This is a genomic window from Citrobacter sp. RHBSTW-00524 (assembly GCF_013747755.1).
Classification (GTDB): Bacteria; Pseudomonadota; Gammaproteobacteria; order Enterobacterales; family Enterobacteriaceae; genus Citrobacter; species Citrobacter braakii.
In genome coordinates, this window is sequence record NZ_CP056421.1 from 3,611,852 (window position 1) to 3,632,942 (window position 21,091).

At 53.0% G+C, this 21,091-nt stretch carries 18 protein-coding genes; 12 read left to right on the forward strand and 6 right to left on the reverse strand.

Annotation, left to right across the window (positions count from 1 at the left end; genetic code table 11):
- Nucleotides 1-51 precede the first annotated feature (51 nt).
- Together pgm and seqA are read right to left on the reverse strand one after the other, a co-directional pair.
- Nucleotides 52-1,692, reverse strand: coding sequence for a phosphoglucomutase (alpha-D-glucose-1,6-bisphosphate-dependent) (gene pgm, locus HV229_RS17530; RefSeq protein ID WP_016152262.1), 1,641 nt, complete (start codon nucleotides 1,690-1,692; stop codon nucleotides 52-54).
- A gap of 24 nt (nucleotides 1,693-1,716) precedes the next feature.
- Nucleotides 1,717-2,259, reverse strand: a complete 543-nt coding sequence (gene seqA / locus HV229_RS17535) for a replication initiation negative regulator SeqA (protein ID WP_016152261.1) — start codon at nucleotides 2,257-2,259, stop codon at nucleotides 1,717-1,719.
- Between the two features lie 194 nt (nucleotides 2,260-2,453).
- Between seqA and ybfF the strand changes: the two genes are divergently transcribed.
- The 9 genes from ybfF to HV229_RS17580 all read left to right on the forward strand — a co-directional run bounded on the left by ybfF (nucleotide 2,454) and on the right by HV229_RS17580 (nucleotide 10,098).
- Nucleotides 2,454-3,227, forward strand: coding sequence for an esterase (gene ybfF, locus HV229_RS17540; RefSeq protein ID WP_181546019.1), 774 nt, complete (start codon nucleotides 2,454-2,456; stop codon nucleotides 3,225-3,227).
- A gap of 128 nt (nucleotides 3,228-3,355) precedes the next feature.
- Complete coding sequence (gene ybfE, locus HV229_RS17545; protein WP_003022842.1) at nucleotides 3,356-3,643, forward strand: LexA regulated protein; 288 nt, start codon at nucleotides 3,356-3,358, stop codon at nucleotides 3,641-3,643.
- A 155-nt stretch (nucleotides 3,644-3,798) separates the two neighbouring features.
- Nucleotides 3,799-4,329: a flavodoxin FldA gene (fldA, locus tag HV229_RS17550; RefSeq protein ID WP_003022839.1), complete on the forward strand. Its 531-nt coding sequence runs from the start codon at nucleotides 3,799-3,801 to the stop codon at nucleotides 4,327-4,329.
- Between the two features lie 210 nt (nucleotides 4,330-4,539).
- On the forward strand, nucleotides 4,540-4,626 hold the full coding sequence (locus tag HV229_RS17555) for a ryhB-regulated fur leader peptide (RefSeq protein WP_049259739.1): 87 nt from the start codon (nucleotides 4,540-4,542) through the stop codon (nucleotides 4,624-4,626).
- Nucleotides 4,619-5,065 (forward strand): ferric iron uptake transcriptional regulator, encoded by a 447-nt coding sequence (fur, locus tag HV229_RS17560; RefSeq protein WP_003022836.1) that lies wholly within the window; start codon nucleotides 4,619-4,621, stop codon nucleotides 5,063-5,065. The genes HV229_RS17555 and fur overlap by 8 nt, the downstream gene beginning before the upstream one ends.
- A 130-nt stretch (nucleotides 5,066-5,195) precedes the next feature.
- Nucleotides 5,196-6,122: a tricarballylate utilization LysR family transcriptional regulator TcuR gene (gene tcuR, locus HV229_RS17565; protein WP_181546021.1), complete on the forward strand. Its 927-nt coding sequence runs from the start codon at nucleotides 5,196-5,198 to the stop codon at nucleotides 6,120-6,122.
- 97 nt (nucleotides 6,123-6,219) lie between these two features.
- The gene (tcuA, locus tag HV229_RS17570; protein ID WP_181546023.1) at nucleotides 6,220-7,623 is read left to right on the forward strand and encodes an FAD-dependent tricarballylate dehydrogenase TcuA; all 1,404 of its coding nucleotides are present in this window, start codon (nucleotides 6,220-6,222) and stop codon (nucleotides 7,621-7,623) included.
- On the forward strand, nucleotides 7,610-8,749 hold the full coding sequence (gene tcuB / locus HV229_RS17575) for a tricarballylate utilization 4Fe-4S protein TcuB (protein ID WP_137352675.1): 1,140 nt from the start codon (nucleotides 7,610-7,612) through the stop codon (nucleotides 8,747-8,749). The genes tcuA and tcuB overlap by 14 nt, the downstream gene beginning before the upstream one ends.
- Before the next feature lie 53 nt (nucleotides 8,750-8,802).
- Nucleotides 8,803-10,098 (forward strand): MFS transporter, encoded by a 1,296-nt coding sequence (locus tag HV229_RS17580; protein WP_016152256.1) that lies wholly within the window; start codon nucleotides 8,803-8,805, stop codon nucleotides 10,096-10,098.
- A gap of 51 nt (nucleotides 10,099-10,149) precedes the next feature.
- Here the strand turns inward: HV229_RS17580 and chiQ are convergent, their stop codons facing one another.
- Together chiQ and chiP are read right to left on the reverse strand one after the other, a co-directional pair.
- Nucleotides 10,150-10,482, reverse strand: a complete 333-nt coding sequence (chiQ, locus tag HV229_RS17585) for a ChiQ/YbfN family lipoprotein (protein ID WP_016155980.1) — start codon at nucleotides 10,480-10,482, stop codon at nucleotides 10,150-10,152.
- Between the two features lie 49 nt (nucleotides 10,483-10,531).
- Nucleotides 10,532-11,938 carry a chitoporin gene (gene chiP / locus HV229_RS17590; protein ID WP_181546025.1) on the reverse strand — a complete coding sequence of 469 codons (1,407 nt, stop codon included), beginning with the start codon at nucleotides 11,936-11,938 and terminating at the stop codon, nucleotides 10,532-10,534.
- Between the two features lie 636 nt (nucleotides 11,939-12,574).
- On the opposite strand from chiP, the gene HV229_RS17595 reads away from it, so the two are divergent.
- The 3 genes from HV229_RS17595 to HV229_RS17605 are packed head-to-tail and all read left to right on the forward strand — an operon-like array spanning nucleotide 12,575 to nucleotide 17,036.
- Nucleotides 12,575-13,576 carry a LacI family DNA-binding transcriptional regulator gene (locus HV229_RS17595; protein WP_137366608.1) on the forward strand — a complete coding sequence of 334 codons (1,002 nt, stop codon included), beginning with the start codon at nucleotides 12,575-12,577 and terminating at the stop codon, nucleotides 13,574-13,576.
- Between the two features lie 34 nt (nucleotides 13,577-13,610).
- The gene (locus tag HV229_RS17600) at nucleotides 13,611-15,719 is read left to right on the forward strand and encodes an ADP-ribosylglycohydrolase family protein (protein ID WP_181546027.1); all 2,109 of its coding nucleotides are present in this window, start codon (nucleotides 13,611-13,613) and stop codon (nucleotides 15,717-15,719) included.
- A 33-nt stretch (nucleotides 15,720-15,752) separates the two neighbouring features.
- A complete protein-coding gene (locus HV229_RS17605) occupies nucleotides 15,753-17,036 on the forward strand; it encodes an ABC transporter substrate-binding protein (protein WP_181546029.1) in 1,284 nt (427 codons plus the stop codon).
- Between the two features lie 58 nt (nucleotides 17,037-17,094).
- Here the strand turns inward: HV229_RS17605 and glnS are convergent, their stop codons facing one another.
- On the reverse strand, nucleotides 17,095-18,762 hold the full coding sequence (gene glnS, locus HV229_RS17610; RefSeq protein WP_016152250.1) for a glutamine--tRNA ligase: 1,668 nt from the start codon (nucleotides 18,760-18,762) through the stop codon (nucleotides 17,095-17,097).
- 187 nt (nucleotides 18,763-18,949) lie between these two features.
- Nucleotides 18,950-20,899: a PTS N-acetyl glucosamine transporter subunit IIABC gene (gene nagE / locus HV229_RS17615; RefSeq protein ID WP_181546031.1), complete on the reverse strand. Its 1,950-nt coding sequence runs from the start codon at nucleotides 20,897-20,899 to the stop codon at nucleotides 18,950-18,952.
- Nucleotides 20,900-21,091 lie beyond the last annotated feature (192 nt).

Below are 21,091 nucleotides of genomic sequence, written 5' to 3' on the forward strand. Positions count from 1 at the left end.
GGTAGCGCTAACGCTTACCGGGCCTACAAAACGCGTCAGTACAAACAAGACTTACGCGTTTTTCAGCACTTCGCTGACAATCTCAACGGCTTCTTTTTCGATCTGCTTGCGATGTTCTTCACCAAGGAAGCTCTCGCAGTAGATTTTATAGGCGTCTTCAGTACCTGACGGACGCGCAGCAAACCAGCCGTTGTCAGTCATCACCTTCAGACCGCCGATAGAAGCACCGTTACCCGGTGCCGCCGTCAGACGTGCCGTGATCGGGTCGCCCGCCAGCGTGCTGGCACTCACCATTTCCGGAGACAGCTTAGACAGCGCCGCTTTCTGCGCGGAGGTCGCGCTTGCCTGCAGGCGGTTGTAGCTTGGCGCGCCGAAGCGGGCTGCCAGTTCGTTGTAGTGCTCTTGCGGATTCTTACCGGTCACTGCGGTAATTTCTGCCGCCAGCAGGCACATGATGATGCCGTCTTTGTCGGTCGACCACGGTGTACCGTCAAAGCGCAGGAAAGAAGCGCCCGCGCTCTCTTCACCACCAAAGCCAAAGCTGCCGTCAAACAGACCGTCAACGAACCACTTAAAGCCAACCGGAACTTCGACCAGTTTACGCCCTAAATCATTCACTACGCGGTCAATCATCGCCGAAGATACCAGCGTCTTACCGACGGCAACGTCTTTGCCCCACTGAGGACGATGCTGGAACAGGTAGTTGATCGCCACTGCCAGGTAGTGGTTCGGATTCATCAGGCCCGCCGGGGTGACGATACCGTGACGGTCGTAGTCCGGATCGTTGGCAAAGGCCAGATCGAACTTGTCACGCAGCGCCAACAGTCCCGCCATCGCGCACTCGGAGGAGCAGTCCATACGGATTGCGCCATCTTTGTCGAGATGCATAAAGCGGAAAGTCTGATCAACGTGATCGTTAACGATAGTCAGGTTCAGGTTGTAGTGCTTGGCAATACGCTTCCAGTATTCGATACCGGAACCGCCAAGCGGATCGACGCCCAGCGTCAGGCCCGCTTTCTGGATCGCCGCCATGTCGACGATGTCGGCCAGTCCTTCAACAAACGGCTGAACCAGGTCCTGCTCTTTTACATGACCAGATGCCAGCGCAGCATCCAGCGACATACGCTTCACGCCTTGCAGACCATCAGCCAGCAGAGCGTTAGCCCTGTCTTCCACCACTTTGGTGACGTTAGTATCTGCCGGACCACCGTTTGGCGGGTTGTATTTAATGCCACCATCTTCCGGCGGATTGTGGGACGGCGTGATCACAATGCCGTCAGCCAGCGGGCCGCCTTTTTTGTTGTGGACCAGGATAGCATTCGACACGGCAGGGGTTGGCGTAAAGCCGTTATTTTCCTGCACGATGACGTCCACGCCGTTCGCTGCCAGCACTTCCAGTACAGAGATAAAAGCCGGTTCAGACAGCGCGTGGGTATCCTTGCCCACATAGCACGGGCCAGTGATCCCGTTTTTCGCACGTTCTTCAGCAATCGCCTGAGCGATTGCCAGAATATGCGGCTCGTTAAAACTATGACGACCTGCACTGCCGCGATGTCCGGACGTACCGAACTTGACGGCGTGCTCAGCGTTCCCTGCCGTTGGTTTCAGTACATAGTACTGTGCCGTCAGTTGGGCGACGTTAATCAAATCACTCTGTTGCGCAGGTTGACCTGCACGGTTGTGGATTGCCATTGCCTGGTCCTTCTAATGCAAGGATTAAATTGTTCCGCAAACCTTTTCAATCAATTCCGCAGGGAATTGCATTGACTGCATGATGTGCTCAACCATGCTGCATTTACGGCCGGTATTGGTATTGGTGATCACCCAGTACGGCGTGCCTGGCACGTGTTTCGGTTTGGTTTGATTACCATTTTTCAGCAGCGTCTGTTCATCTGCTGCAAAATAAACGCGCGTACGACCATGCAACGATTCCGTTGCTTCGGCGAACGCGTTTTGATCCAGTGAATAGAGTGTAGACAGCACCAGCATAAAGCGATTTACTGCTTTCTTCTGCTCCGCATATTCGTCGGACAGCAGCAGTTCACGCATCGCGCGCACTTTATCTTTTACGGGGTTAACCGGCTTCGCTTCCACGACAGCTTGCACAGCGCGGACTTCTTTTACTACCGGAGTGACAGGCTGTGATGCGGCGGAAAACTTCAACATACGCCGTAAAATGTCGGATGCGCTCTCGCCGATATGCTTGGTGTGGCTGGCAATATAGCTATAGAGTTCATCATCAACTTCAATCGTTTTCATCTTAATCCAGTGCAGTGTTTAGCTGAATACAAGTTGTTGGGGTCAACACGCGTAGTGTAAAGGCAAATCCCAACAGCGGATAGCGTCAAGCCTGGTGGCTGGCAAAACTCAGAGTAACCGTAGTTGTTGCAGCCATGTGGCAGAATGGTCAACATGATACCCTAACCCGTGAGTGTGAAAAAAAGAACTTTGCCATGAAATTGAATATCCGAGCGCAATCTGCGCAAAACCTGCACAATAATTCTCCCATCGTCCTGGTGCACGGCCTGTTTGGCAGTCTGGATAACCTGGGGATCCTGGCGCGCGATCTGGTGGCCGATCACGATATCATCAAGGTTGATATGCGAAATCATGGCCTCTCCCCGCGTTCACCTGAGATGAATTATACGGCCATGGCGCAAGATCTGCTGGATACGCTGGACGATCAACAGATCGAAAAAGCGATCTTTATTGGTCACTCGATGGGGGGCAAAGCCGTCATGGCGTTAACCGCGTTGGCCCCGGAACGTGTCGAACGGTTGGTAGCCATCGACATTGCTCCCGTTGACTATCATGTTCGCCGTCACGATGAGATTTTTGCTGCCATTAACGCAGTAACTGACGCGCAGTCCTCTTCGCGTCAGCAGGCGGCGAGCGTCATGCGCCAGCATCTGCAAGAGGAAGGCGTGATCCAGTTTCTGCTCAAATCCTTCGTGGACGGCGAATGGCGCTTTAATGTTCCCGTGCTGTGGGAGCAATATCCTCATATTGTCGGCTGGGAGACCATCCCGGCGTGGGAACACCCGGCGCTGTTTATCCCCGGAGGCAACTCACCTTATGTAACCGAAGCGTATCGCGAACAACTGCTGGCGCAATTCCCGCAGGCTCGGGCGCACGTTATTGCAGGCGCGGGCCATTGGGTGCATGCGGAAAAACCGGAGGCGGTACTGCGCGCCATCCGTCGTTATCTGAGCGAACAGGCTAACTGATTAAAAACTCAGCGTCTGCGCGTGATTACGCGCGTGGGCGTTGGCGTGTCTCCCCTGCTGATGTATTATGGCGGGCTATCCATCCGGGCAGACGCCTGGCTGATTGTTTCCCCGAAGTCACCAAGATCATGGCCAAAGAACAAACGGACCGTACGACATTAGATCTGTTCGCGCAGGAGCGTCGCCCGGGACGACCCAAAACTAATCCGCTCTCGCGTGATGAACAGTTACGTATTAACAAACGTAATCAGCTTAAACGCGATAAAGTTCGCGGGCTTAAGCGTGTCGAACTGAAACTGAACGCTGATGCTGTTGACGCTCTGAACGAGCTGGCCGAGGCGCGCAACATGAGTCGCAGTGAACTCATCGAAGAGATGCTGATGAACCAACTCAGCGCATTGCGCGGTCAGGCTTAGTCTGAATTTCTGCTCTAAATCATAAATCGTGTAGCACAGAGTGCAGTCCTGCGTGTTTGCTGTTTCCGCATGCCTGACTGTTCTGCTATGATTGCCCTTATCCGTGGGCAATGCGCCACCACCATTTCAATAAGTTTCAAGAGGTTATTTTACTCATGGCAATCACTGGCATCTTTTTCGGCAGCGACACCGGTAACACCGAAAACATCGCAAAAATGATTCAAAAACAGCTTGGTAAAGACGTTGCCGATGTACATGACATTGCAAAAAGCAGCAAAGAAGACCTCGAAGGGTATGACATTTTGCTGCTCGGCATTCCAACCTGGTACTACGGTGAAGCACAGTGTGACTGGGACGATTTCTTCCCAACCCTCGAAGACATTGATTTTAACGGCAAACTGGTTGCATTGTTCGGCTGCGGCGACCAGGAAGATTACGCAGAATATTTCTGCGATGCGTTGGGTACAATTCGCGACATCATCGAACCACGCGGCGCAACCATCGTCGGTCACTGGCCAACGGCGGGTTATCACTTTGAAGCGTCCAAAGGCCTGGCTGACGACGACCACTTTGTGGGTCTGGCCATTGATGAAGATCGCCAGCCTGAATTGACCGCCGAACGCGTAGAAAAATGGGTTAAGCAGATCTCTGAGGAGCTGCACCTCGACGAAATCATCAATGCCTGATTTTGTGTGGCGCAGATTTCCATCTGCGCCACATCAATAGATAAAACCAATCAAAATAATTGCTACAAATTTGTAACTTTTTCGTCTGACCCTGTACAATGGCCGGATGCCAATCGGGTATTGCACAGTGTGTTTGTCGGCGATACCACGTTTTGATTAACAATATATGCCAGAGACTTGCAGTTTTCATTTAGCCATGGCAGTTCTATAATGAATCGCATTATCTCAAGTGCAATTTCTGTCACTTCTGTTAATGAAGTGAATCGTTTAGCTACAGGACAGATTCCGCATGACTGACAACAATACCGCATTAAAGAAGGCTGGCCTGAAAGTAACGCTTCCTCGTTTAAAAATTCTGGAAGTTCTTCAGGAACCGGATAACCATCACGTCAGTGCGGAAGACTTATACAAACGTCTGATCGATATGGGTGAAGAAATTGGTCTGGCGACCGTGTATCGCGTGCTGAACCAGTTTGATGATGCCGGTATCGTGACCCGCCATAATTTTGAAGGTGGTAAATCCGTCTTCGAACTGACTCAACAGCATCATCACGATCACCTCATCTGCCTCGACTGCGGCAAAGTGGTCGAGTTCAGCGATGATTCCATCGAGGCGCGCCAGCGTGAGATTGCGGCTAAACATGGTATTCGTTTAACCAACCATAGCCTCTATCTTTACGGTCACTGCGCCGAAGGCGATTGCCGCGAAGATGAGCATGCTCACGACGGTAAATAATGTGATGCTTTCTGAAAAGCCAACCATTCGGTTGGCTTTTTTTATGGGCGTTATTCCCCCCCTTTTCCCCTTCCCTCCACTCCTGTGTTGCTTTAATGTAAAATCAATAGTCCCTTCCCGGAGAGTCGAAATGGAACTTCGCCAGCTACGCTATTTTGTTCGCATTGTAGAAACCGGCAGCATGGGTAGCGCGGCGCTCGATCTCAATATTGGGGTTTCGGCACTCAGCCAGCAAATGTCCCGCCTGGAAAACGAACTCGCTATTCGCCTGCTGCAGCGCACCTCGCGTGGCGTGACGCCCACCAGCGCCGGACTGGCTTTTTACTCCCAGGCGCAGCTGGCGCTCCGCCACGCAGACGATGCAATCCTCGCCGCGCGAGAGTCCCGGCTTTCCGGGCACGTCAGCGTCGGTATGGCCCCCAGTACCGCTTCCGTTCTCGGCATGCCTTTTATTAACGCCATGCGGGAAAGCTATAGTGATGTCCGCCTGCATGTGGTGGAAAGCCTCTCTGGCAACCTGGAACGGATGATTAATACCCGCCAGATTGATCTGGCCGTGGTATTTCAAAAAGAAAAGATCCTGCGCTGGAGCGCCAGACCGATTCTCGAAGAGCGCCTGTTTTTGATTGGGACTCATGCCTTACTGGCCGATATTGCCGATGACAATATTGCGCCAGCCCAGTTGGCAAGTATCCCATTGATAATGCCTAGCCCAGGCCACGGTCTGCGCGGCAGGCTGGAAGCAATTTGTCAGGAACACGCGCTGCGCATTGAGATCGCTACAGAAATTGATGGTCTGGCGCTGCTAATGCGCGCCGTTCGCAGTGGAATCGGCGCTACTCTCCAGCCCGGCGCGGCGATTTCCCATCTAGATAAAGAGACGCTAAGAGTGATCGGCGTCCATAATCCAATACTCAGTCGCCCCAACTTTCTGGCCAGCCTTTCTGATGATGAGCTCACCCCCGCGGGCCTCGCCGCCCGCGTCGTACTAACGAAAGTGATGCATCAACTGGTGGAAGCAGGAAGCTGGCCAGGCGCCATCCTTTACAATAACTAAAGCCCTCTTTAGCACTTCGTCATAGCGCCTGCACAAGCTGTGCGTATACATTTCAATTACAAATTTAACAATTAGTTAAATGGTAATGGAGTATACGATGGTTGATGTTCTGGTGATTGGCGGTGGCAATGCCGCGTTATGTGCTGCCCTAACCGCCCGTGAGCAAGGAGCTTCGGTACTCTTGCTCGAAGCGGCTCCACGGGAATGGCGCGGAGGAAATTCTCAACACACGCGTAATCTGCGCTGTATGCATGACGCGCCGCAGGATGTGCTGGTGGAAAGCTATCCTGAAGAGGAGTTCTGGCAGGATCTGCGGCGCGTCACCGAGGGAAATACTAACGAAGCCCTGGCGCGTCTGGTGATCCGCACCTCTTCACAATGCCGCGACTGGATGCGCCAACACGGCGTTAATTTTCAACCTCCTCTCTCCGGTGCTTTACACGTAGCGCGAACCAACGCCTTTTTTATGGGGGGCGGGAAAGCCCTCGTGAATGCCTATTATCGCAGCGCAGAAAAGTTAGGCGTGCAAATCCGCTACAACACGCCGGTGCAGGCGCTTGAACTGCATAACGGTGAGTTTGTGGCAGCGCTGGCAGGCGAAGAGCGCATAACCGCTAAGTCCTGCGTGCTTGCCGCTGGCGGATTTGAGTCAAACCGCGAATGGCTGCGCGAAGCCTGGGGAGAAAACGCCCGCGGCGAGTGGCCTGCGGATAACTTCCTGATTCGCGGCACGCGCTTTAATCAGGGCGTACTGCTTAAATTTATGATGGATGCCGGGGCGGACATCATCGGCGACCCCTCCCAGTCACACTGCGTAGCCATTGATGCCAGAGCGCCATTATATGACGGCGGGATTTGCACCCGCGTGGACTGCGTTTCACTCGGCATAGTAGTCAACCGTGACGCAGAACGTTTTTATGATGAAGGCGAAGATTTCTGGCCCAAACGCTACGCCATTTGGGGACGCCTGGTCGCCCAACAGCCAGGACAGATTGGCTATTCCATTATCGACAGTAAAGCCATCGACCACTTTATGCCACCGGTATTCCCCGGCGCACAGGCGAATACGCTGGCGGAGTTGGCGCATCAGTTGGGGCTGGATGCCGAACGCTTTACCCACACTGTGACGGCGTACAACAACGCCTGCCAGCCAGGTCAGTTCGATCATACCGTCCTGGACAACTGCACGACGAAGAAGTTAACCCCCGCGAAAACACACTGGGCGCGACCGCTGGACCAGCCACCTTACTACGGCTATGCCCTGCGGCCAGGGATCACCTTCACCTATCTTGGGTTAAAAGTGAACGAACGCGCTGCCGTACACTTTGCCGGGCAGCCAAGCCGCAACCTGTTCGTCGCCGGAGAGATGATGGCGGGCAACGTGTTGGGCAAGGGTTACACCGCTGGCGTGGGCATGTCGATCGGGACAACCTTTGGCCGCATTGCCGGAAAAGAAGCCGCGCTGGCAGCACGAAAGGAGGCACGTCATGAAGCAGCTTGAGAAACTGATCATCGAAGCACAAATTATCACCGAGCCGGAAGCAGAAGTTGAACGTGTGATGCAGGTCTGTAACGCCTGCCGCTATTGTGAAGGTTTTTGCGCCGTGTTCCCGGCAATGACTCAGCGCCTGGAATTCGGTAAAGCGGATATCAATTATCTGGCTAACTTGTGCCATAACTGCGGCGCCTGCCTGCACGCGTGTCAGTATGCCCCACCCCATGAATTTGCCATCAACGTACCGAAGGCGATGGCGGAAGTGCGGCTCGAAACCTATCAGCACTACGCGCAACCCGCCACCTTTGGCGCGCTTTATCGTCGCGCAGGCATCACCGTGACGCTGGCGCTGGTTTTCGGTCTGATCCTGTTTTTACTCCTCGCCATGAGTTTAAAGGGCTCGTTATTCCATCCTCCGCTGGCCGGGGATTTTTATCAGATTTTCCCGCATAACCTGCTCGCATGGATGTTTGGTTCGGTATTTATTCTGGCGATAGGTCTGCTGATGGCGGGTGTTCTGCGCTTCTGGCGCGAAATCTCTCCGGGTGTACCGCGTTCCGCTGAAATTGCTGAAGCCTCGCACAATGCGCTGACGCTGAAGTATCTCGATGGTGGGCATGGCAAAGGTTGTAACGAAGCAGATGATGCCTTCACCCTGATGCGCCGCCGTTTCCATCACTTCACCTTCTACGGTTTTATGCTCTGCTTTGCCGCCACCGTGGTGGCAACGGGCTATCACTACTTTGCAGGTATAGAAGCGCCCTATCCGTTCTTCAGCGTTCCGGTAATGTTGGGCACGTTGGGCGGCATTGGCCTGACTGTCGGCCCGGCTGGCTTGCTATGGCTCAATTTTAAGCGCTCACCGCTGCATGGCGACGCACGGCAAAAACCGATGGATCGCGGTTTTATTTTGCTGCTGCTCCTGACCAGTCTGACCGGTTTAGCGCTGCTGGCGGGAAGAGACACCTCCTGGATGGCTATTTTGCTCGCCATTCACCTCGGCGTGGTCATGGCGCTCTTTCTGACCATTCCTTATGGAAAATTTGCCCACGGATTTTACCGCTGCGCAGCCTTACTCAAGTGGGCGATTGAGAAACGGCGCGGCAAACAGGCGGGGGTCGCAGGCGACTAACCCGCAAACTCTTACCTCTATAAATATTATGATAAGACAGTGGAGCAAACCCAATGACACAACAACCATCGCGCGCCGGAACTTTCGGCGCAATACTGCGGGTAACCAGCGGTAATTTCCTCGAACAGTTTGACTTTTTTCTGTTCGGTTTTTACGCCACCTATATCGCAAAGACCTTCTTTCCTGCAGAGAGTGAATTTGCCGGGCTAATGTTAACTTTCGCCGTGTTTGGTTCAGGTTTCTTAATGCGGCCTGTTGGCGCAATTGTGCTGGGTGCTTACATCGACAGAATTGGTCGCCGTAAAGGACTGATGGTGACGCTGGCGATTATGGGCTGCGGTACCCTGCTGATTGCCCTGGTACCCGGTTATCACAGTATTGGTCTGCTGGCCCCTGTCCTGGTATTACTCGGTCGATTATTACAGGGCTTTTCTGCAGGGGTGGAGCTGGGCGGCGTCTCGGTTTATCTTTCTGAAATCGCCACCCCTGGCAATAAAGGCTTCTACACCAGTTGGCAGTCCGCCAGTCAACAGGTCGCCATTGTGGTGGCAGCTCTGATTGGTTACGGCCTGAACGCCACCCTGGGACACGATGAGATCTCTGAATGGGGCTGGCGTATTCCATTCTTTATTGGTTGCATGATTATTCCTTTGATCTTCGTGCTCCGCCGCTCGCTTCAGGAAACAGACGCCTTTTTACAACGTACGCACCGTCCCGACACCAGGGAAATTTTTACTACCATCATCAAAAACTGGCGTCTCATCGCTGCGGGTACGCTGCTGGTGGCGATGACCACAACGACGTTCTACTTTATTACCGTTTACACACCGACCTATGGTAGAGCTGTACTTCACCTGAGCGCTCGCGACAGCCTGATCGTCACCATGCTGGTCGGTATTTCTAATTTTATCTGGCTGCCGATTGGCGGGGCGATTTCTGACCGAATTGGTCGTCGTCCGGTGTTGATGGGGATTACCATCCTTGCACTAATCACCACCTGGCCGGTTATGCACTGGCTCACCGCCGCGCCAGATTTCACGCGCATGACGCTGGTCCTGCTTTGGTTCTCGTTCTTTTTTGGTATGTACAACGGGGCAATGGTCGCCGCACTCACCGAGGTGATGCCTGTCTATGTGCGTACGGTGGGTTTTTCACTGGCATTCAGTCTTGCCACGGCGATTTTTGGCGGCCTTACGCCAGTCATATCCACAGCGCTGGTCCAGCTAACCGGGGATAAAAGCTCACCGGGGTGGTGGCTGATGTGTGCGGCACTTTGCGGGCTCGCCGCCACGGCAATGCTGTTTGTCCGGCTGAGTCGGAGTTATCAACCGGTGGAATATAAACCCTGAAATGCAAACGGGCGGAAAACTCTCCGCCCGTTGTCTGTTTCATTTTTCGATTTACTGCGCAGTATTCTTGCTACGAATTTCCTGCCAGACCTTGTCGCAATCAGCATTAACGGACTGACCATTACCCGTGCGCGTGGCCTGGATGCATTGCTGATAATCCAGTACGCGTACGCTTTCTTCATTGGCAAACTGCTGATGCTGCTTTTCTTTCTTCAGCACATTCAACACGCTTTGGCAGGCTTCGATTTTCTCCGGCGATCCTTGCGCAGTAGTAATGCACGCGCTGTAGGCTTCTTTCAGACGACTGTCTTCTTTTGGTGCCGGGGATTGTGCGCAAGCCACCAGCCCGGATGCCATAACAGCGATGAGTATCAGTTTTTTCATAGCACTTTCCTCAACGATGCGGCAGGCGCCCGGCCTGCCGCTGTTGGCATTAGAAGATGGTGAACGGAGCAATAACGATGAATTTCACATCGCGCTCATCCTGGAAGATGTTGCCGTAACCACCGCCCCAGCTCGGAATGTCTGAATGGTTGTCGTACTGGGTGAAGTGCAGTTTAAACATGGTGCCTTTCGCACGACCCTCTTGCAGGGTATAGACCGCATCCAGGCTGTAAGAAGATTCTTCGATAGTCCGGTTTTTGTCGTAGTACGCATCCGGATTGATCTGCCAGGTTGATGGCTTGGCATCCCATGCGTAAACGTAGGACGCGCCCACTGCCCAGCCCGGCAAATTCCAGTTCTTCAGGTCATACATTGCGCCGAAGAAGACAGCCTTTTCGCCGTTGGCGTTGAAGTCGGAACGGTTATCCCACCAGATATCCAGGCGACCGTTTGATGAGGCGTAGGTCGGGGTCATACGCTGCAGGAAGTACCCCTGCTGCCCGTCCGCTTTAACCCAGGTCCCTTCCAGACGCAGGTCAACCACTTCCGCCACTTTGTAGCCAAAGGTCAGCGCCTGCAGCCAGGCCGTACCGTCATAAATATCGTTCACGGTGCGATCATCAACTTTGTCGCGCGCACCGTAGAACTGATAGCTGGTGGTAAACGGGTTACCGCCTAAATCGAATTTATAGCTGGCTTTTGCGAAGTACTGATCGACGTAGCCTTCAGACTGACCAAATGCGGCTTCCAGCAACAGGTTATTTTTGAAGTCATATTTCGCGCCGATTGAGTGCAGATAATCTACGCTGGTCTTTTTATCAGCCTGATAGAATTTATCGACTTCAGTGTGCCATGGTGCTTTATATTCGTTGGCCCACATATAGGAGAAGCTCAGTGCACCAGCATCACCATAGTCGAAGTTGGCTCCGGCTTCAGCACCCTGATAGGTACCTGGCATAAAGCTCCAGTGCGGAGCCAACAGAGTCTGTCCGGTTGGTTGAATGTAACCGGTGCGCGCCCAGGTTGGGCCAAATTTAAATTTGGCTGCTGCTTTATAAAGGCTAATTCCGCTCTTATCGCCGGAGTAATCTTCATCATAGCCTTTATTTTTTGACGAGAATGCAATTTCGTTTGGATGGCCGCTTTCGCTACTTTCGTTCATTTCAATAGCGGTAAATGCTGCGATATCAATACCAAACATATCAGCCGCATAACCGGACTGGAAGTCGAGGTTAGCGTTCCAGGTGGAGTGAGAAAGGTTGGTTTTGTATTTGTCGTGATCGGTCACATCTTTACGGTCACGCTCACGCTGCCAGTAATAGATGCCGCCGGTTAAGGTTGAGTCATCAATAAATCCTTCGGCGTGTACCTGGGGAGCGACAACGAAACCCGACATTGCTGTGATACCGGCGATAGCCAGCGCCAGCGTACTACGTTTGCCACTAAACGTACGCATATGTTAATCCTCTTTGACGTATAACCCTTCGTTTTTCAAGCTGCATCGGTGTTGGCTTTACTCGGCCTTTGGCCTCGCCCCTTCGGGGACAGCGCACGCGCTGCGTCTCCGCCTTGATGCAACTCGAAATCCATTGGGTATAAAATGCTGCCGACAAAAGCGGACAGCGAAAAAACAAAAATTAAAAAAGTAGCGCTGAGAAAACCTCAGTGACTACAATGAATAGACTATTTTTCGCGACGCGAATTATCAATCTCTTTCTGTAACGAGTATGTAATAGTATGAGCAACCGCACATATTTTCTTGTTTTCTGTTACATTTTGCTTTGGGAGTAAAAAAATTCACAAAAACAATAAAAAACACTTTATATACATATAGATATCTTCAATTTTATTATTATATATATAATTCAACCCTTAATAATTGTCTTTGCATTCGCAAAACAAATTAATTCTCGAACGTCATTAATTCGCTCTGCAAACAGAACGTTCGAGCTCCTGAATTCACTCTCCGTCGTTGATGTGACCGTCCTCGGATTTTCCACACAAATACACTCACTTTATAAGGTTTTTATTGACAGCTACCGGGTGTCCCATTATTCAAAGATGCAGGTTATACGTATAAGTTGATAAATAAATGACAAAACGCATCACACAGAAAGACGTCGCGGCCCTGGCTGGCGTTTCACAGGCGGTGGTATCCGTGGTACTCACCAAAGGAAATCACACCTACCCACAGGAGACAGTGATCCGGGTTGAGCAAGCGGCTAATCAGCTGGGATATATACCGAACCGTTTTGCACAAGCGCTGAAAACCAATAAAACCATGTCGATCGCCTGCATCGTGCCGGATATCGCCAACCCTTTTTATGCCTCGCTCGTCCGTGGTGTCCAGTCGGTGACGGATAGGTATCACTACGATGCGATCGTGGCCAGCACCGATGGATTACGGGAAAGAGAGCTGCATTTTTTGCGCTGGTCAGCGCAGGGGCGGGTCGACGCCGTGGTAGGGACATTTTTTAACGTCGGGATGAAAGATTTTGCCCCGTATCTTCAGGCAGGGATCCCGATTGCACGTATTGAAGCCAGGATGAAAAAAAGCGGCCCGCTACCGCTGCATAATGTTTATATCGACAACGCCGCTGCCGCGCGCAGCGCCGTCGAATATCTGCTGGCACAGGGGCACCAAAATATCACGATGATCGCCAGCGCTGGCGGTCCTGAGCCTGCCAGAGTGGAAGGATATCGCCAGGCGATGACCCAGGCCGGCCGCCTTCCGCGCATCAAAATTCTGCCAGGTTTTAACGAACAGAGCGGCTATCAGATCGCGATGCAGCTGATTAATGACGGCACGCTCCCGGATGCGATTTTCGCCGCCAACGATTTAATGGCTATCGGCGTGATGCGTGCCGCAAGGGAGAAAGGCATCACTATCCCGGAGCAGCTTGCGGTGATGGGTTTCGATGATATTCCCGCCGCCGGGCTGGTGACCCCTTCCCTGACCACTATCGCCCAGTACCCGGAGCAGCTTGGGCAAAAAGCGGCCGCCCTCCTCCTGGCGCAAACTGATATCACCGCGCCGCTCCAGGGCAGCACCACAGAAATGCCCTGGGGCCTGGTAAAAAGAGAATCCGCCTGACCGGCTGATAAAACACCACACAAGGATCAAACAGATGGAATTGCCTTCAGATTATGAGTCGCGCGTTTATGCAGGGGTATTGGGGAAGCTAATCGGCGTCTACCTTGGCCGCCCTTTCGAAGGGTGGACCTACGAAAAAATTATGCAGGAGCTGGGGCCGATCCAGTATTACGTCCACGAAAAATTTAACCGTCCGCTGGTTGTCACCGACGATGATGTCGCCGGAACCTTTACCTTTATCCGCGCACTGGAAGATTATGCCCTGCCGCCGGATCTGAGCGCGGATCAGATGGGGCACTGCTGGCTTAATTACATCATTGATAAGCGCACCATTCTCTGGTGGGGCGGCAACGGTAATTCGACGGAACACACCGCCTGGCTGAATCTCAAAAAAGGCATTCCGGCTCCGCTAAGCGGAGCCATTGCGACCAACGGGAAAACGATTGCCGAACAGATTGGCGCACAAATCTTTATTGATAGCTGGGCGCTTGTCGCACCGGGACAACCCCGTCTGGCGGCAGAACTTGCCAAAAATGCCGCCAGCGTGAGCCATGACGGTGAAGCGGTGTATGCCGCTATGCTCTGGGCGGCGATGGAATCACAGGCCTTTATCTGCCAGGAGATCGAACAGCTTATTGACGTCGGACTATCCGTGATCCCGGCAGAGTCGCAAATAGCCCAGTTGGTTGGCGATATCCGTCGCTGGCGACGGGAAGATAACGACTGGCAGACGACCCGCCAGCGAATCGACGACAACTATGGCTATCACAAATATCCCAGCAATTGTCACATCATCCCTAATCATGCGCTGATGATTATGGCGATCCTTTACGCGCCGGACGACTTCCAGCAGGCCCAGTGCATTGTCAATACGTCAGGATGGGACACTGACTGCAATGCGGGGAATGTCGGCTGTCTGTCCGGCATTATGCTGGGACTCCAGGGTATTGACGCAGGCCCGGACTGGCGCGGGCCGCTGGCGGACAGAATGCTGATCTCCTCAGCCGACGGGGGGTTCTCCATAAACAACGCCGTGCGGATCACCGATTACCTGGTCGGGCTGGGACACCAGATTGCCGGTCTGCCGCGCCCTGAAGCCAAAAAATCCGGCGCGCAGTACCATTTCTCACTACCGGGCAGCGTGCAGGGTTTCCGCTGGCTTAATGAAGAAAATGCGGCCGCGGTTGAGGTTAAGAATGAGGCGCACCTGGGGCGGCAGATGTTGAGTCTGCACTATCGCCATCTTTCGCCCGGACTTCACGCCAGCGTGACCACGCAAACCTTTACCCCGCCTGAAATCGTGGAAATGCGCAGCTACGATTTAATGGCTACCCCACTTATCTACCCAGGCCAGCGTCTTCAGGCCACCCTGATTGCGCCACCGGATAACACATCCGCGTTAAACGTGCGGCTCTGCTACCGGGTTTATGATGACAACAATCAGCTGACGCCCCAGTACGGCGATGCGCAGAGTATAGCCCCGGGTGATTCGCTAACGCTGGCGTTGGATCTCCCGGACTGCCAGGGCCAACCGATCGGCGAGATTGGCGTAACAATCAGCACAGATGCCCGCGTTGCCCGCGGTCGCCTGCTCATCGACAGTATGCGCTGGGACGGCACACCTGAGCTGACCCTGCGTAAACCCACAGGGGAAAATAATTTCTGGTGGCGGGCCTGGGTAAACGGCGTGGATCTCTTTTCACGCCACTATCCCACCAGCTTTCGCATCTCCAAAGAGTTCGACGAGGGATTGATTATTCACGGAACGCGGCAGTGGGATAACTACCGCGTTCAGAGTGACATTACGCTGCATTTAGGGGAGTACGGCGGTCTGGCTTTTCGGGTGCAGGGGATGAGGCGCTATTACGCCGCGCGCATCCTGCGCGACGGAAAATTCCAAATCGTCCGCGTGCGTGACACCAGCACCAAAGTTCTGGCAGAAGCGGCGTTGTCCGACGTGTACGAGCGCCCTGTGTCGTTCGATATCAGCGTCAACGGGCAGATTATTTCCGCGACCGTTGACGGTAAAACGCTGCACGTGGAGGACGCTGAACACGAAGCCTTGATGGATGGCGGGATCGGTTTACTGATTTGTGCAGGTGCGCTGTCGACGGACGCTATCCATATCAGCGCCAGTTGTTAATTAACGGAAATGGACGACAACAAAGGATTAAAAATGAACATATCAAAAACAATGCTGGCGCTTGTAACAGCCGTTTTGCTTTCAGGCTGTGAGGATAAACCGCAGCAGGTGACCATCGAATTTATGCACTCCGCCGTTGAGCAGGAGCGCCAGACCGTCATTGCCGGGATCATCAACTGCTTTCAGCAAGAGAATCCGGATATTATTGTGAAGCAGGTTCCCGTCGAAGAGGATGCCTATAATACCAAAATCATTACCCTTGCCCGCTCAGGATCACTGCCGGAGGTCGTCGAGGTCAGCCATGACTATGCCAAAGTCATGGATAAAGAGCAGCTTATCGACCACAAAGCGGTGAAAACGCTGATCGACAGGCAAGGTGAAAGCGCCTTCTACGACGGCGTGCTGCGCATTGTTCGCACCGAAGACGGAACGGCCTATACCGGCGTGCCGATCAGCGCCTGGCTGCAGGGAGTCTGGTATCGTAAATCGGTACTGGCTAAAGCGGGAATCGACGAACCCAAAAACTGGACGCAGCTGCTGGAAGCGGCACGCAGGCTGACCGACAGCGCCAGTAAAAAATATGGCATCGCGCTGCCGACGGCTGAAAGCGTCATGAGCGAACAAACCTTCTCTCAGTTCGCACTTTCAAACGGTGCCAATGTGTTCAACGCAAACGGCGACATCACGGTTAACTCAGCGGAAATGCAGGCCTCGCTGAACTATTATCGCGAACTGGCCCGCTATACCATGCCTGGCTCGAACAACGTAACAGAGATCAAAGACGCCTTTATGAACGGCACCGCGCCGATGGCGGTCTATTCGACCTACATCCTGCCAGCGATTTATCAGGATGGTTCACTGGCGGATTTAGGCTTTGTCGTGCCGAGCGAAAAATCACCTGCCGTATTTGGCGTTATCACATCATTAACGCTCACGACCGGTCAGACTGAGGCAGAGACGAAAGCCGCCGAAAAATTTGTCAGCTTTATGGGACAGGCGCAGAACGCGGCTGACTGGGTATTGATGTCTCCGGGGGCGATGCTGCCGGTGACGAAGGCCGCCGCGCAAAACGTCAGCTGGAAGGACAACCCTGCCGTCAAAGTCTTTGGAACTCTCCCTGAACAGCTGATTGCCCAGTACCCGAATATGCAGGTCTTTGGATCGGTCGGCGAGAAGAACTTTACGCGGATGGGGGATATTACCGGCTCCATGATCCTCAGTGAAATGGTCAATCAGGCGACGGTGGGTAAGCAGGAGACATCGGTGGTGCTGGAACGCAGCCAGCAGCGGGTTCAGGCGTTAATGCAGCATAAGTAAAACAGAAAAATCCGCCTCAAACGTCGCGTTGGCGGCGTTTGAGGCAGTGTGACAGGAATTACTCGCCGACTTTAGCCCACGTATCGCGCAGACCTACAGTGCGGTTAAATACCAGCTTGTCAGCCGTTGCATAGCGGCTGTCCAGGCAGAAATAGCCTTCACGCTCAAACTGGAACGCTTTACCTGCAATCGCAGCCTGCAGTGACGGCTCACCGTAGCCCTGCTTAATGACCAGCGATTCCGGGTTGATAACGGACAGGAAGTCTTCCGCCGCACCTGGGTTTGGCACGCTAAACAGACGATCGTACAAACGGATTTCAATCGGCAGCGCATGGGACGCGCTCACCCAGTGAATAACACCTTTTACTTTACGGCCATCAGCCGGATCTTTGCTCAGGGTGTCGGCATCGTAGGTGCAGAAAATGGTGGTGATATTCCCTTCTGCATCTTTCTCTACACGTTCAGCCTTGATCACGTAAGCATTACGCAGACGTACTTCTTTGCCCATCACCAGACGCTTGTACTGCTTGTTCGCTTCTTCGCGGAAGTCTGCGCGATCGATCCAAATTTCACCGCTAAACGGCACTTCACGGCTGCCCATTTCCGGTTTGTTCGGATGGTTAGGCATGGTAACCAACTCACTTTCGCCCTGCGGGTAGTTTTCGATAACCAGTTTCACCGGATCGATAACTGCCATCGCGCGCGGGGCGTTTTCGTTCAGATCTTCGCGAATGCAGGACTCCAGAGAAGCGATCTCAATGGTGTTATCCTGCTTGGTCACGCCAATGCGTTTGCAGAACTCACGAATAGCGGCAGCAGTATAACCACGACGACGCAGGCCAGAAATCGTCGGCATACGCGGATCGTCCCAGCCTTCAACGTGCTTGTCGGTCACCAGCAGGTTCAGCTTGCGTTTGGACATCACGGTGTATTCCAGATTCAGGCGCGAGAATTCGTACTGGCGCGGGTGAACCGGAATGGTGATGTTGTCCAGCACCCAGTCGTACAAACGACGGTTATCCTGGAACTCCAGCGTACACAGTGAATGCGTAATGCCTTCCAGCGCATCGCTGATGCAGTGGGTAAAATCGTACATCGGGTAGATGCACCACTTGTTGCCGGTCTGGTGGTGTTCGGCGAACTTAATACGGTACAGCACCGGATCGCGCATCACGATAAACGGCGAAGCCATATCGATTTTCGCGCGCAGGCAGGCTTTACCTTCTTCAAAACCACCGGTACGCATTTTTTCGAACAGTGCCAGGTTCTCTTCGACGCTACGATCGCGGAACGGGCTGTTTTTACCCGGCTGCGTCAGAGTGCCGCGGTATTCGCGGATCTCCTCCGCTGACAGTTCATCAACGTACGCCAGGCCTTTATTAATAAGTTCAACCGCATAGGCGTGAAGCTGATCGAAGTAATCCGAAGAGTAGCGAATATCGCCAGTCCAGTGGAAACCTAACCATTCAACGTCGTTTTTAATCGACTCAACGTACTCGATATCTTCTTTAACCGGGTTCGTATCATCAAAACGCAGGTTGCACTGGCCCTGGTAATCTTGCGCAATGCCAAAGTTCAGACAAATGGATTTCGCGTGGCCAATGTGCAGATAGCCATTTGGCTCCGGTGGAAAACGTGTATGGATAGTGGTGTGCTTACCACTGGCCAGATCTTCATCGATGATCTGACGAATAAAGTTACTCGGGCGGGCTTCAGCCTCACTCATCGTGGATTCCTCAAAGCGTAAACAACGTATAACGGAACATGATCTTATAAGCAACGTCAGGAGACAACTATTAGTTGCACAAAAAAGGTGTTTCAACAGGATATATGAGGGTATTTGCTGCAAAAAAAAGCGGCGGAGGAATATCCCCCGCCGCTTAAGGCACTTAACTCACTTTACTCAGGAGCAGTTATTTACCTTTAATCTCATACAGTGGTGTTTGACCAGCAACCACATGACCTTCGGCTTTAATGACCAGAGCACCGAAATCATCGCTGTTGCTGCACACAACCGGGCTAATCATGGAACGTGCGTTAGCGTTCAGGAACTCCAGATCCATTTCCAGAATCGGTTGACCTGCAGTCACTTCCGCACCTTCTTCAACCAGACGCTTAAAGCCTTTACCTTCCAGCGCTACTGTATCGATACCCATGTGGACCACGATTTCCGCGCCTTTAACGGTTTCCAGACAGAACGCATGGTTAGTGTTGAAGATTTTCACGATGGTGCCGGCAGCCGGAGCAACCACGATTTTATCCGTTGGCTTCACCGCCACGCCGTCGCCTACAGCTTTGCTGGCGAAGGCTTCATCAGGCACCTGCTCCAGCGCAACCACGTCACCGGTAATCGGAGAAACTAAAGTTTCAACGGTTACAGCGTTCGCTACAGCTTGCGGTTTAGCAACCGGAGCCGCTGCTGCTAGCGCACTTTCACCAGACGCTGCAGCCACCGGGCCACGCGCGACAACTTTCTTCATTTCGTCGCCGATAGATTCGGCCTTCGCACCCACGATGACCTGGATAGTTTGCTTGTTCAGCTTAACCACTCCAGATGCGCCTAAACGTTTACACATCGCATCATTTACGCGACCGGAGTCGGCAACGGTCAGACGCAGACGAGTGATACAAGCATCAATCGCTTTCAGGTTATCGGTACCGCCAACTGCTGCAATGTAGTTGGTTGCCAGTTGAGCCAGACCTTCTTCAGTGTTGCTGTTCGCTTCTTCAGTAACGATATCGTCTTCTTTATCTTCACGGCCCGGCGTTTTCAGGTTAAACATACGAATAACCGCGCTGAACAACACAAAGTAAATGACGAAGAACACCAGGCCCATCACGACCAGCATCCAGACGTTCTGACTTGCCGCCGGCAGGTTGTACATCAACACGTAGTCGATAGCCCCTGCGGAGAAGGAGAAGCCCGCGTGGATCCCCAGCAGTGTTGCAACGAACAGGCTGATACCCGTTAACAGTGCGTGCAGGAGGTACAGCAATGGCGCCAGGAACATGAACAGGAATTCCAGCGGCTCGGTAACACCGGTCAGGAACGCGGTGATCGCAACGGACAGCAGCATACCGCCAACCATCGGACGACGTGCTTTCGGAGCGGCGAAGTACATTGCCAGCGCCGCACCCGGCAGACCAAACATCATGATCGGGAAGAAGCCAGACATGAACATACCCGCAGTGCCGTCACCCGCGTAGAAGCGGTTGATGTCACCGTGGAATACGGTACCTGCAGCGTTAGTGAATTCACCAATCTGGAACCAGGCGATAGTGTTCAGCACCTGATGCAGACCGGTTGGGATCAGCAGACGGTTGATGAAACCAAAGATACCGGAACCCAGCGCGCCAGCACCCACGATCCACTCACCTCCCGCATGGATGGCGTTCTGCACCGGCGGCCACACGTAGCCGAAGATAGCAGCCAGCACCAGACAGAAGAAGCCAGTGGCGATCGGCACGAAGCGTTTGCCGCCAAAGAAGCTCAGGAAGTCAGGTAATTTGATACCAGACCAACGGTTATACACTGCACCGCCGACCAGACCAGTGATGATACCTGCCAGCACGCCCATGTTGATGGCCGGGTTAATGGTAACCATTGCTTTGGTCAATATGAAATAACCGACCGCACCCGCCAGCGCTGCAGCACCCGCGCTGTCTTTTGACCAGCTGGAAGCCACACCGATAGCGAAAATTAACGCCAGGTTATCAAAGATGGCCCCACCCGCTTGCGCGATGAAGGGTACGTTAAGTAAATCTGGTTGGCCGAATCGCAGCAGCAGTGCCGCGACTGGCAGCACAGCGATGGGGAGCTGTAACGCCCTACCCAGCCGCTGGAAAAAACCTAAAATATTCATTTTATTCCCCCTACGAGACCCCGATTAGGCTTCTTTGAAGCCATATTTTTATTGTGCGACCATTCCTGACAGCAAGATTCTGGAACAACAATATTAACCATTCATCTACATTCAGAGTGTGTGAAAATTTAATTCGTATCGCAAATTAAATGCGTGTTTTTTGTGATTCCAGTCACCAAATATCGTTATTAA